11 protein-coding genes and 1 tRNA gene are annotated in these 12,378 nt (G+C 43.3%); 7 read left to right on the top strand and 5 right to left on the bottom strand.

Going from position 1 to position 12,378, the window contains the following annotated elements:
• Nucleotides 1–85 precede the first annotated feature (85 nt).
• Entirely contained in the window at nt 86–1,477 is a 1,392-nt protein-coding gene (purF, locus tag ACKRDP_RS05535; RefSeq protein WP_409153778.1) for an amidophosphoribosyltransferase, read from the top strand.
• On the opposite strand, the gene kdsA is transcribed toward purF, so the two are convergent.
• On the bottom strand, nt 1,435–2,217 hold the full coding sequence (gene kdsA, locus ACKRDP_RS05530; RefSeq protein WP_409153771.1) for a 3-deoxy-8-phosphooctulonate synthase: 783 nt from the start codon (nt 2,215–2,217) through the stop codon (nt 1,435–1,437). The two genes, purF and kdsA, sit on opposite strands and share 43 nt — an antisense overlap.
• A gap of 19 nt (nt 2,218–2,236) precedes the next feature.
• Between kdsA and proB the strand changes: the two genes are divergently transcribed.
• Nucleotides 2,237–3,298 (top strand): glutamate 5-kinase, encoded by a 1,062-nt coding sequence (gene proB, locus ACKRDP_RS05525; RefSeq protein ID WP_409153770.1) that lies wholly within the window; start codon nt 2,237–2,239, stop codon nt 3,296–3,298.
• Nucleotides 3,299–3,313: 15 nt separating this feature from the next.
• Here the strand turns inward: proB and ACKRDP_RS05520 are convergent, their stop codons facing one another.
• A complete protein-coding gene (locus tag ACKRDP_RS05520) occupies nt 3,314–4,696 on the bottom strand; it encodes a glycosyltransferase (protein ID WP_409153769.1) in 1,383 nt (460 codons plus the stop codon).
• Between the two features lie 83 nt (nt 4,697–4,779).
• On the bottom strand, nt 4,780–6,015 hold the full coding sequence (locus ACKRDP_RS05515; RefSeq protein ID WP_409153768.1) for a glycosyltransferase family 4 protein: 1,236 nt from the start codon (nt 6,013–6,015) through the stop codon (nt 4,780–4,782).
• Nucleotides 6,016–6,134: 119 nt separating this feature from the next.
• Here ACKRDP_RS05515 and ACKRDP_RS05510 point away from each other — a divergent pair, with 119 nt between their 5' ends.
• Both ACKRDP_RS05510 and ACKRDP_RS05505 read left to right on the top strand, forming a co-directional pair.
• Complete coding sequence (locus tag ACKRDP_RS05510; protein WP_409153767.1) at nt 6,135–7,199, top strand: glycosyltransferase family 4 protein; 1,065 nt, start codon at nt 6,135–6,137, stop codon at nt 7,197–7,199.
• Complete coding sequence (locus ACKRDP_RS05505; RefSeq protein ID WP_409153766.1) at nt 7,163–8,131, top strand: PIG-L deacetylase family protein; 969 nt, start codon at nt 7,163–7,165, stop codon at nt 8,129–8,131. Before ACKRDP_RS05510 ends, ACKRDP_RS05505 begins: the two co-directional genes overlap by 37 nt.
• A gap of 68 nt (nt 8,132–8,199) precedes the next feature.
• On the opposite strand, the gene ACKRDP_RS05500 is transcribed toward ACKRDP_RS05505, so the two are convergent.
• Together ACKRDP_RS05500 and gmk are read right to left on the bottom strand one after the other, a co-directional pair.
• Entirely contained in the window at nt 8,200–8,619 is a 420-nt protein-coding gene (locus tag ACKRDP_RS05500) for a CoA-binding protein (RefSeq protein ID WP_409153765.1), read from the bottom strand.
• Nucleotides 8,620–8,649: 30 nt separating this feature from the next.
• Nucleotides 8,650–9,285, bottom strand: coding sequence for a guanylate kinase (gene gmk, locus ACKRDP_RS05495; RefSeq protein ID WP_409153764.1), 636 nt, complete (start codon nt 9,283–9,285; stop codon nt 8,650–8,652).
• 19 nt (nt 9,286–9,304) lie between these two features.
• On the opposite strand from gmk, the gene ACKRDP_RS05490 reads away from it, so the two are divergent.
• The 3 genes from ACKRDP_RS05490 to ACKRDP_RS05480 all read left to right on the top strand — a co-directional run bounded on the left by ACKRDP_RS05490 (nt 9,305) and on the right by ACKRDP_RS05480 (nt 12,371).
• Nucleotides 9,305–9,380, top strand: a tRNA-Val gene (locus tag ACKRDP_RS05490).
• A gap of 16 nt (nt 9,381–9,396) precedes the next feature.
• Nucleotides 9,397–10,347 (top strand): acetyl-CoA carboxylase carboxyltransferase subunit alpha, encoded by a 951-nt coding sequence (locus tag ACKRDP_RS05485; protein ID WP_409153763.1) that lies wholly within the window; start codon nt 9,397–9,399, stop codon nt 10,345–10,347.
• Nucleotides 10,344–12,371 carry a DUF3536 domain-containing protein gene (locus tag ACKRDP_RS05480; protein WP_409153762.1) on the top strand — a complete coding sequence of 676 codons (2,028 nt, stop codon included), beginning with the start codon at nt 10,344–10,346 and terminating at the stop codon, nt 12,369–12,371. Before ACKRDP_RS05485 ends, ACKRDP_RS05480 begins: the two co-directional genes overlap by 4 nt.
• Nucleotides 12,372–12,378 lie beyond the last annotated feature (7 nt).

Genomic DNA, 12,378 nt, shown 5'->3' with positions numbered 1-12,378 from the left:
TCTACATGGCGGTAATTTCTTACAATCTCCATAGGCTCTGGAGTGCAGGGATGCTATAACTTGCAACTTGCGTTATATTATTCTCATGTGCGGAATCTTTGGAGTTTTCAATGCGGAGCACGCAGAGAGATATGCCTTTTATGGCATATATGCCCTTCAGCACAGGGGACAGGAAAGTGTAGGCATAGCCGTATCGGACTACGAACACATAAGACTGGTAAAGAAACCCGGGCTTGTTCTTGAAGCCATAAGAAGGGAGGACCTCCAGCATATGTCTGGCTTTCTTGCCATAGCCCATGTGAGGTATTCCACCGCCGGAGACTCTGGGGGTATAAATTCCCAGCCTATTCTCAGAGAAACATCCCTTGGCAGTGTGGCGGTGGTTCACAACGGAAATCTGGTCAACTACCTGCCCCTCAGGGCGGAGCTTGAGGGCAAAGGCGTAAATTTTTTTCACACCTCAGATACAGAACTTTTCCTTGCCCTTTTAGAGGAGGGTGAGCTTACACCAGAAGAGGTGGAGCTCCATCCTCATGACCGGCAAATCATCCCAAGGGTTTTCTACGCCCTGTCAAGGGCAAGGGGTGCCTACAGCCTTCTCTATCTCTTCAGGGACAGGATTGTAGCCGCCAGAGACCCTATGGGCTTCAGACCTCTACTCATGGGAAGGCTAAAGGATACTATTCTCTTTGCCTCTGAGAGCTGTGCCTTTGACATACTGGGAGGTGAGCTATGGAGAGAGGTAAAGCCCGGTGAGGTGCTTGTGGTGGATGGACAGGGTATAAGAAGCTACTTCCCTTTCAGGTCTGAGAAAAGGGCCATGTGTATATTTGAACTTGTTTACTTTTCAAAGCCAGAGAGCTTTGTCTTTGATACATGGGTTTACAGTGCACGCAAAAGGATGGGGGAGCTCCTCGCCTACGAGGATGAGGTGCAGGCAGATGTGGTGGTTCCCGTTCCTGACTCCGGGGTTGTCCCTGCCATAGGATACGCTCAGGCGAAAGGTCTTCCCCTTGAGCTTGGTCTTATAAGAAACCACTACGTGGGAAGGAGCTTTATAGAACCCACACAGGAGCTCAGAGACATAAGGGTGCTCATGAAGCTCAACCCAAACAGGGCTGTTCTTGAAGGAAAGAGAGTGGTGGTCATTGACGATTCCCTTGTCCGGGGAACTACATCAAAGAAAATAGTTAGTATGCTCAGGCGTGCAGGTGCGAAGGAGGTTCATATGCGCATAGCATCACCGCCTGTTGTTGGACCCTGCTATTACGGTATAGATACCCCTACAAGGGATGAGCTCATAGCCAACAGGATGAGCCTTGAGGACATAAGAAAGTTCATAGGTGCGGATTCACTGAAGTATCTTTCCCTTGAGAGCCTGAGGTCTGTGGTGGACAGTCCTCAGGATTTCTGCGATGCCTGTTTCAGCAACGCTTACCCTCTTGAGGTGGAGGGAACTGCACTGAGGATGCGCTGAACTGTTTCAAGGATTTCTCCAAGCCGGGAGAGAGGGACCATGTTGGGTCCGTCAGAGAGAGCCCTGTCGGGGTCCGGGTGGGTTTCCATAAAAAGGCCATCCACTCCCACCGCCACAGCAGCACGGACAAGCGGAAGCACAAACTCCCTCTGACCTGCAGACCTGTCTCCAGCTCCACCCGGAAGCTGAACGCTGTGTGTGGCATCAAATATCACCTTTGTAAACTCCCTCATTATTACAAGGCTTCTGAAGTCTACCACCAGGTTGTTGTATCCAAAACTCGCCCCTCTCTCCGTTATGTAGTAATCCACAGCCCCTGCAAAGCGTAGTTTTTCCACTATGTTCTTTGCATCCCAGGGTGCGAGAAACTGCCCCTTTTTCACGTTTACTGGCTTTCCGCTCTTTCCCGCCTCTAAAAGAAGGTCCGTCTGCCTGCAGAGAAAGGCAGGAATCTGCAGCATATCCACCACCTCAGAGGCAGGCTGGACCTGCCAAGTCTCATGCACATCGGTTGTAATCCTGAGCTCAAACTCTTCCTTCACTTTCTGAAGGACCCTAAGACCCTCCTCAAGTCCCGGACCTCTGAAGGACCTGTGAGAGCTTCTGTTGGCCTTGTCAAAGGAGGACTTGAAGACAAAGTCAAAGTCTGTAAACTCTTCTGAGAGCCTTTTAATATGCTCTGCGGTCTGCATGACCACCTTCTCTTCCTCTATGACGCACGGGCCGGCTATTATCAGCATGTTTTAAAATATAATCCCCATGCTTCTTGTGGTGAAGATTGGTTCAAACCTCATACAGACAGAGGAGGGGGACATAGACCTGAGCTTTCTCTCAAGGCTTGCAGGGGAGGTAAAGAAACTGAGAGAAAAAAATCACAGGGCTCTAATAGTCTCATCTGGGGCAGTTCTCTGTGGAGTAAAAAAGCTCGGCCTGGGCGAAAGGCCGGGAGAACTCAGCATAAAGCAGGCAGTGGCGGGCGTTGGCCAGGCATACCTTATGCACCTTTACGATATGGTCTTTTCCAACTATGGACTGACAGTAGGTCAGGCTCTTCTCACTGCAGATATTTTCAAGGATAGAGAAAAGTTTCAGAACGCAAAAAACGCCCTCAGCAGTATGCTTTCTCTTGGTATAGTGCCCATAATAAACGAAAACGACACGGTAGCCATATCTGAGCTTCTTTTTGGAGATAACGACTTTCTTGCAGTTCACACCGCTTACATGATGAAGGCCGACCTTATAGTGGTCTTTTCCACTGCAGGTGGGCTCTTGGATGAAGAGGGCAGGGTTGTGCCTCTGGTGGAGGATGTGGATGGTGTTCTCCATCTTGTAAAGGGTGTAAACTCCCAGTTTGGCACTGGCGGTATGCTGAGCAAGATAACTGCCTCACGCATAGCCATCAGGCTTGGTATTCCGGTGGTGATAACTGGCAAGAATGACAGCCTCCTTCAGATTATGGAAGGAAGGACTGCTGGCACCTATTTCAGGCCATCTCCAAAACCTCTTAAAGAGGGTAAAAAAGCCCTCGCCATGCTTGAAGAACCAAAAGGTGCCATATACATAGATGAAGGGGCATACAGAGCCATAAAGCAGGGAAAAAGCCTTCTTCCTGCCGGCATAAGGAAAGTAGAAGGTGCCTTTCAGAGGGGAGATGTGGTGGTTCTCTACGACGAGAGAGGCTTTCTCGTAGGAAAGGGAAGGGTAAACTTCAGCTTCGAGGAGGTGTTGAGAATCATCAGAAAAAAAGGAGAGGAAGTAAAAAAGATTTTAAAGACCAGCAAGGAAGAAGTAATGCATATAGATAATATGGTGGTATTCTGAATATGCTTTAATATTTCATTGTTTTCTTAAATATTCATATATTTTTTTTGCCATTTTTTCAACCAAAGGATGTTTTTTAAACAACATTTTATATTTAAGGCCAAATTCTATAATTTTATTTCTTACATCTCTTGCAGAATGCTCCATATAACAAATTGGTAAGTCCGAATATACATAAGTTAATCTGCCCCCCTCAAGCATGGTAAGCTCCACGCCCTTCCTTACAAGAGCAGGCATGCATGCGCATATGCTAAACCAAGATCCCTCATTTATAGCATCTGGTTTCAACCAAGGTTCTGTATTATAAATATCTAGATAACTGAAGCGAATTATGTCAGGATATTCATACCTATGTTGGTCTAGAGTCATACCAATTACCTCCATAAGGTCATCCACGCGTGTGTAATTTTCTGGCAGGATTAGATTGTAGTCATCCACAAGTTTATATCTGTAAGGTCTTGCCAAGGCAAAGTTTACCCTTATAGCTTTTTGAATCATCGGCAAAATACGTTCAAGAGTTTCTCTGGCTCTATCTTTAGAGAACCATTCTTTTACGTATGCTGTGGCTTTTCTAGACAGTGACCATCTTAACTCATCGTTTTTTACTATTTCTACTACTTTTTTAGCAAACTCTTCTGGACCTTCCGCTATAACTATGCCAGATTTTGTGATCTCTGGAAGACCTTCGGCACCCAGAGGTGTTGTTACAACAGGCACACCATATTCAAGACTGTTCAGTATTTTACCCTTTATACCAGAGCCGGAAACCATTGGGGCAACTGTAAGGGCATGCCTTTTCAATTCTTTACCCACATCCTCTATCCAGCCTATGAAATGAACTTTATTTCTATAAAGTTCTAATAAGCTCTTATCTTCTACCAGTTCTTCAAGCTTTAACATTTCTGTTCTATCACCAATTACATAAAACTCTATATCAGAGTCTTTTTTCAGAACATGATGGTATATATTATTGAGAAAAAACTTAATAGCCAAGAGGTTATTGAAGTTCATCAATCCGCCTACAAAACATACAGTCTTACCATAATTATGAGAATATTCGGCTGGATCATGAATATTTCTTACTATGACAATTTTTTCAGGAGATATATCAAAATTTTCAACTATGTAGTTTTTTTCCTCTTCAGAGACAACAATAACTATGTCAGCGAGTTTATACATTTCTTGTTCTAGTATTTTTATGGATTCAAGCTCTTTCTCCTTTAGAATTTCCCCCGCAAGTTTGGCTCTATCATAATGCTTGTATAGGCTGTCCATAGCATCGTACACTACAGGCATGTTGTATACGAGTTTAGCCCTTCTTGCCAAACCAACAGCCTTGCGAAGTCTCCTGTAGTCCCATACCTCTGTTATCCATAGAATATCGTGAAAACCAATCATGGAAAAATTTTCGTATAACGGACTCCTTATGTTGAAATTTTTGTAAATATGCAAGAGTTCTTTTATTTCTTTTTCTGAACCTTTTACGAAAAACCATGAGAGTATGTCACTCTAGCTCCTAAATCAAGCAGAGTTTTAAGTATTTCGTAGTTTCTTCTACATGAAGAAGTTTTTGAAGGCATGAGAGGAACTTCTACATAGAAAAGAATGTTTAAATTATTATAGCTTATTCTATCTATTTTATTTAGTTCAGGTTTTATTGATAAGATGTATTCTTCAAGCTGTTTGATTTGTTTATCCATTGAAAAATTTTCTCTTACAAATTTCATGGCATTTTCTGACATCTTTTTCAATCTTTCTTCATCGCCTATAGCAGTCTTTATAACTTTATAAAGGTTATCTACATTAATTGGTTTGACAAGAAATCCTGTTTTTGTGTGCAAAAAGGTTTCTGGTAAACCTCCACTTTCTGACCCTACTACAGGACAGCCACACGCCTGAGCCTCAATGGCAGACCTAGGCAGAGATTCCTTGTATAGTTCTGGTATTGTAGGTACTATACACAAAGCAGATTCACTGTATGCTTTTATCAGTTCAGATTTGCCGACTTTGCCGTGAAAGAATAATCCTGGAATGTTAATTCTACTATCAACGTTTTCTTCAAGTCCCCAAAGGCTTGAGTCTCCATATATATGCAACTCGACATCTTCCATATCCTTTTTGAGTTTCTTAAATGCATCTATCAACACATATATGCCCTTAGACCTTATTGTAGCTCCTGCAAACATTATTTTTTTATGATTTCTCTTGACGTGAGGTGTTGGCTTGTAAAATTCTGTATCTATACCGTATGGAATCTTTATTAGTTTATCTTGCACTATACCCCATTCAGCATAAGCATTCTTCTGATATTCTGATAAACATATGACACCGTCCACGTGCTTATTGATAAATTCTGGGCTAACTCTGTGCTCTATAAAACTCATATCATGAGGATACAGAAAGAATCTTCTGATATTGTTGAAGCTCAGTAAAACCTTTATTGGAAATGCGTGAACGGAAATACAGGCTTCAAATTCAATATTTTTGTAATTTTTGAAAACTTCAGCAAGTTGAAAGTCTTCTCCAAAATTTATAAAATTTATACCCTCAAAATAAGCGTTTAAATTGAGAAAATGTCCAAAAAAATAAACATTCCAGCCTCTATTTTTAAGGGCCTGCGCCATTTCGAGCATGACGGTTTCAGCCCCACCCGACACACCTTCAAGGTTAATGGGGAAAACTTTATGCACAAGAATTATATTTTTACCTTCCTTCATAGAATGGCGCCTCCAAACTTAAAAACCTTGTCGAATATGTCATTTGAAAGATAATTATACTACCATTCTATATGTTAATGTATAATATCAACAAGCTTATGTGCTGCTAAGGATTCCAAATGGGTAGTGTTCTTATAGTAACAGGCCCCAACCCGTTTCAATGGAGCGGGGGTATAGAAACTTATGTCTTAAATTTGTATGGCGTATTGAAGGAAGAAGGCTGGCATGTGGATGTGGATTTCTTTGAAAAACATGGGCTCACGCCCTATAAACTTGAAGATTATTATAATCATGCTCGTATAATCAAAGAAAAAGCAGACAAGTATGATTTTATAATAAGTAATTCTATATATGGGGCCTTTATTGAGATGGACATTAATAAAATTTTAAATATCTGTCATGGTGTATATCGTGATATTGCAAATGTATGCCGGAATTTTCTAAATAAGTGTGATTATCTTGACTTTTATTATAGGCTTGGTTTAATGGAAGATTTCACATATTCAGGTAAGAAAGTGGTGTCTGTTAGTTCAAGTGTTACTTCAAGCCTACGTAGACATTTTAGGACGGGAAGAATAATCACTATAAGAAACTTTGTTGATACAAATGTCTTTAAGCCTTTGAATTTAGAAAACGAATTTAGCAAAAGCAAAAAGCTTAAAGGATTATATGTTGGTAGAACTGATGCCACCAAGGGCTATGATATATTTATTGAAGTGTACAAGAGAACGCAAACCTATATAGAATGGGTACAGTGTTTATCCACAGGTGGATTAAGAGAATATGCTGAGATAGAAGAAATCCAAACGTATAAAAGTATACCTCATGAAGATATGCCTTACATATACAACAAAGTTGACTTCGTGTTTTTTCCCTCCAGGTACGAGGGCTTTGGGTTCACTTCTGTGGAGGCACTTGCATGCGGTAGGCCAGTTATTGCTTACGAAACTGGTATCTTCAACGGTTTATCAAAATTATTACCTCATCTAAGTCTTGGTGAACCAAATCAAAAAAACACTCTGGATACGGTAGATAGGTTTATGGAGATAATCAAACTGGTAGAAGACATAAACTTTAGAAAACATATAAGGAGGTATGGAAGGTATATAGCTAATAAATTCTTTAACAAGGAGATCTGGAAAAGAAAATGGCTGAGCTTATTAAACAAAAGGAATGGGATATAGAAAGGATAAGAAATGTGCTGGTAATTGCTCCACGCCCCGGTGATGAACTTTTAGGGTGTGGTGGTAGTATACGCTTCTTGGTGGAATGTGGTAAAGATGTTAGTGTTTTGTTTTTATCAGACTATGGAGGAAAGCACACTTCAGAAGCTTGGATAGATAAAGTGACCATGGTTAAGGAAATGCTCGGATATAATCATGCAGAATTCTGGAAGTATCCCAGCAACAGGTTGAAAGAATACAAAGAAAGCTTAGAGCAAGAGCTGACAGATTTCCTATTGCAAAAAGGTATAGACCTAATTTTGTGCCCTGCTGTGTTTGACTTTCATCAAGACAACAGAGCCATAGGTGAAGTATGCACAAACTTACATATTAAGCTTTATCCCAAAAAGTTCGCTTTTTATTCTGTGTATAGCTATATTCCCGGAAATTTTAATATAGATATATCAAGTTATGTTGATACGATTGTTCAAGCCCTGCACATATACAGTGAATGCTCTGCTCTAATCAGTAATGCTGAATTTTTTAACCTTGCTGTAAGAAAATTTAATGGGTTTATTTTCGGGCAGAATGCAAAATATTATGAAAGCTTTATATTGCTCGAGGATAATTGGGATCTATCAGAGATTGTTCAATATGTGATGGGAGATATCTTTGCGAGAGGTCAAGAATTCTACAAATACAGCAAAGTTAAACACATATACCACATCATAGGTTATGCAAGGTATCTAGAAGATGAATTGAGCAAGAGAGATACGGAAATAGCAAGACTTCATAAAGAGAAGTTTGAACTCTGGAAACAGTGTGAAGAGGAGAAACTAAAGTATGAAGAGCAAATAACAGAGCTTCATGCAATAAAGGCTTCTAAGTTTTACAAGTTGATGTTAGTGTATCATAAGCTTAAAGACAAACTTTTGTCTAAATTGCTTTTCTAAGCAAGGTCTGAGAAAATCATGAGGGCTGACTTATTGAAAGGAATCAACACGTTGGAATTTACTAACCTTTAAAGATAACCTGCCTCAACGCCTATACAGGCGTTCCAGACTATGTTTATTTTATCCTTATACTTTTCTATAACCTCAGGGTTTTCACAGCCAGGCTGAAGCCACACACACCTTGCCCCCACCTGAAGGGCCTCCTGAAGGATGGGCTCTATGTGTGCCGGGTTTCTGAAAACGTTGACAATATCCACAGTCTCTGGCACATCAGAAAGGGAAGAAAGGACCTTAACACCCAGTATTTCCTGCCCTGCATACTTGGGGTTCACAAGGTAGACTTTATGAATACCCTTTGATATGACCCTTTCGGTCACATAGTAAGAGGGCCTTTCCGGGTCTGGAGAAATGCCTATCACTGCCACCACTCTTGACTCTTTCAGCACCTTAAAAGCATCGTCACTGTGAGGATGGTGGAGTTCTTTCATAAGAAAGTATTATAACATGAACAAAGCAAGTCATATTTCAAAAATAGAGCAGGGCTTTTTCTGAAGCGCCAGTATGATATTCTCATCGCCAAGCCCCGGACTTTTTAGAAAACTTTCCTTTCTATACCTCTGGGCAATTATTATGGTATGCAAAGCCTCCACAGTCTTGTCTATGAATTCGTTTACCACTATGTAATCAAAATGCCTGGCACAGGCTATCTCTTCTTCGGCTTTCCTGAGCCTCTGCTCCAGATTCTCCCTGCCATAGCCCCTGCTCAGGAGCCTTCTTCTAAGTTCTTCAAGGCTTGGAGGCATAAGAAAGAGGAGTATGCTCTGGGGATAGGCTTTTTTTACACTGTTTGCACCCTGCACATCTATAACGAGTAGAGAGTCTCCCCCTTCCTCTTCGTTTTTGAGAACCTGGTCCCTGGGCGTGCCGTAGTAGTTACCGTATACATCTGCGTATTCAAGAAAGTAACCCTCCTTTATCCTTTCTTCAAACTCTCGCCTGTCCATGAAAATGTAATCAACACCGTGCCTCTCTCCTTCTCTTTTTTGCCTTGTAGTTGCGGTTACTATCCTTCTTACTCCTGGACAGGTTTTTAGAAGCCTTTCTGCTACTGTAGTTTTACCAGTCCCAGAGGGTGCAGAAAGAACGAAGAGCATGCTATAATTATAAATCATAAGGCGCGTAGCTCAGCTGGCAGAGCGCTGGCCCGACACGCCAGAGGTCGGCGGTTCAAATCCGCCCGCGCCTACCATGGTATAATCTTCCCGATGTTTTTAGACTTTGAAAGGGACCTTCAGGAGATTCATCAGAAGATAGACCAGCTCAGAAGGCTCTATAACCTTGGAGACAGAGAAAAGGAGAGAGAACTAAGAAAACTCCAGAGGGAGTTTCTGAAGAAAAGTAAGGAAGTGTATTCAAAACTTGACCCATGGGAGAGGGTTCTCCTAGCAAGACATCCTCAGAGGCCGCATGCCATGGATTACATAAACCTTTTGTTTGGAAACTTTACAGAGCTTCATGGAGACAGATGCTTTGGGGATGACAAGGCTGTGGTGGCGGGCTTTGGCTACCTTGACAGTCTTCCTGTGGCAGTGATAGGACAAGAGAAGGGAAGGACAACCAAGGAGAAGATGGAGAGAAACTTTGGCATGCCTCATCCTGAGGGATACAGGAAGGCCATAAGGGTAGCAAGGCTGGCTGAGAGATACCGGATGCCTGTTATAACCCTAATAGATACGCCGGGAGCCTATCCGGGTATTGGTGCAGAGGAGAGGGGACAGTCGGAGGCCATAGCCCAGAGCCTCTATACCTTTGGTCAGTTAAAAGTTCCAACCATTGCGGTAATAATAGGGGAGGGCGGATCTGGTGGTGCACTTGCCCTCGGGGTTGCCAACAGGATACTTATGCTGGAAAATGCCGTATACTCAGTAATATCCCCAGAGGGCTGTGCGGCAATCCTCTGGAAGGACCAGAGCAAGGTAAAGGAGGCATCAAGGGCCCTCAAGCTTACAGCTCAGGACCTTCTGAAGCTGGGAGTCATTGACGCCATAGTGCCAGAGCCTCTTGGTGCAGCACACTGGGACCACAGAAGGAGTGCAAGGATTCTCAAGCGCTTTCTCAAAAGATGTCTTACCGAGCTTCTGAACATGGAGCGGGAAGAGCTCCTCCAGGACAGAATAGGGAAGTTTGAAAAGATGGGTGCCTTTGTGGAGTTATGAGTCTTCTGTGTGTTCACTGTCACTTTCATCAACCGCCAAGAGAAAACCCCTATCTCGGTCTTATTCCTGTAGAGCCTACCGCTCATCCTTTTGAAAACTGGAATGAGAGAATATTCAGAGAATCCTATCTTCCCAACCTCTACGCCCACTACAGAAGGGATGGCAAGATACTGAAAATAGTCAACAACTACCAGCACGTGAGTTTTAACTTCACCTTCAGCCTTCTCTCCTGGCTCCTGAGAGAAAAGCCGTGGTTTGTTGATAGACTGAGAAGTGTGGGGGAAAACGCCATAGCCACTGGCTTTAACCACACCATACTTCCCCTTGACCCAGAAGAGGACAGAGAAGTTCAGATAGTCTGGGGTATAAGGGCCTTTGAGAGGATATTTGGAAGGAAGCCCAGGGGCTTCTGGCTTCCAGAGCTTGCAGTGGATAGAAGGACCCTATCCCTCCTGGTGAGGCATGGCATTGGCTATGTGATACTCGCACCCCATCAGGTAAAGGCGAGGGGTAGCTATCTCAGGCATAGCCTTCCGGAGGGGCACATAGACATATTTGTCTACGACGGGGAGCTCTCTCATGGTATAGCCTTTGGCGACCTGATAAACAACATGGAAGAAGTTATAAACAGAACAAAGGCAAGAAAAGGCATCACCCTTATCGCGGTGGACGGCGAGACCTTTGGCCATCACAAAAAGTTCGGTGAGATGGGGCTTGCCTACCTTCTGGAGAACCACCCGGGCATGAAGACCCTAGAGAGTGTGTCCATGAATATGCGTCCTGAGGGCGAGACAGAGATATGGGAGTTTACTTCCTGGAGCTGTGCCCACGGTGTGGAAAGGTGGAGGTCTGATTGTGGCTGTGCTACAGGGGGCATGCCCGGCTGGCACCAACTCTGGCGAGGACCCATGAGAGAAGCCCTTGAACTGGTCAGGTCCTCTGTAAAGGAAAGACTTTTCAGGGTTCTTGAACAATACACAAAAGACCCGCAAAAGGCCCTCTTTAACTTTGTAGACCTTCTCCTTGGAGGCTCAAAGGAGGAGTATCTACAGGTTAACGCAAAAAGACCTCTTAGCATAGAAGAGAGAAGAGAGCTTTTTAAGCATCTCTATGCCTACAAATACATCAGCTATGCCTTTTCTTCAGATGGCTGGTTCTTTGCTGACATTTCAGGCATAGAGGCTGTTAAAAACCTTCTCTTTGCAAAGAAAGCCATGGACCTCGTCGGTGATGGAGAGCTTGAAGAAAGATTTCTCATGGTGCTTTCCACCGCTCCAAGCAACCTGCAATCTTACGGTAACGGTCTTGGAGTATGGCAGAGACTTGTCCTGCCTCAGAGGGTTGAGGGCAATGACCTTATAACCTCCATAGCAGCCCTTGAGCTGTCTGATGTAATTCCTCAAGAGGGGACTCTTGGCAAGTTTTATTACAGGGTGGAAGGCTTTGAACCATGGAAGGTTTATATCAGGGACATGGAGACGGAAGAGGAGTTTGAGGGAGTAGAAGACCTGAAAGAGTTTGATGCTGACAGAGTGCCTCAGCCTCTGCTGGGATGGCTACTTGACCACTGGGCCCTTGGATATCTTCAGGAAGATGTAAACTTCACTGAGAGCTATGAACTTCTCCTTGAAGACCTGCTCATGCATGCACGGGGCAAATACTTTGAGGCGGGGAATCTCATAGCTCAGCAGGTTGAAGCTTACCTGAAGCTCAGGCTATATCTTCTTCTGAGGGAACTGACTCCTGTGGATACCCTTGAGAGGGTTCTGGAGAAAGCAGACAGCCTTGAGATTAACATAAGAGATGCCTCCATGAAATTCTTGCTGGAAAGATACATAGGCAGGAAGGTTCTGCAGGATATATCGGAGGAGGAGGTGAAAAGGATAGTTGCCTTCGTCAGAGACTACAACAGGACTGTGGGAAAGTATGAGCTTATGGTAACCCTCTGGGAGCTTCAGAACTGGGCATGGGAAAACAGGGGAAGGCTGAGTCCCGAGACTCTGAACCTTCTGGAATTTGCATAAAATACTA

The sequence above is a fragment of the Pampinifervens navoyensis genome, from assembly GCF_046159715.1.
Classification (GTDB): Bacteria; Aquificota; Aquificia; order Aquificales; family Aquificaceae; genus Pampinifervens.
The sequence above is the reverse complement of the archived record's forward strand: the minus strand, read 5'-3'. Positions and strand labels throughout refer to the sequence as shown.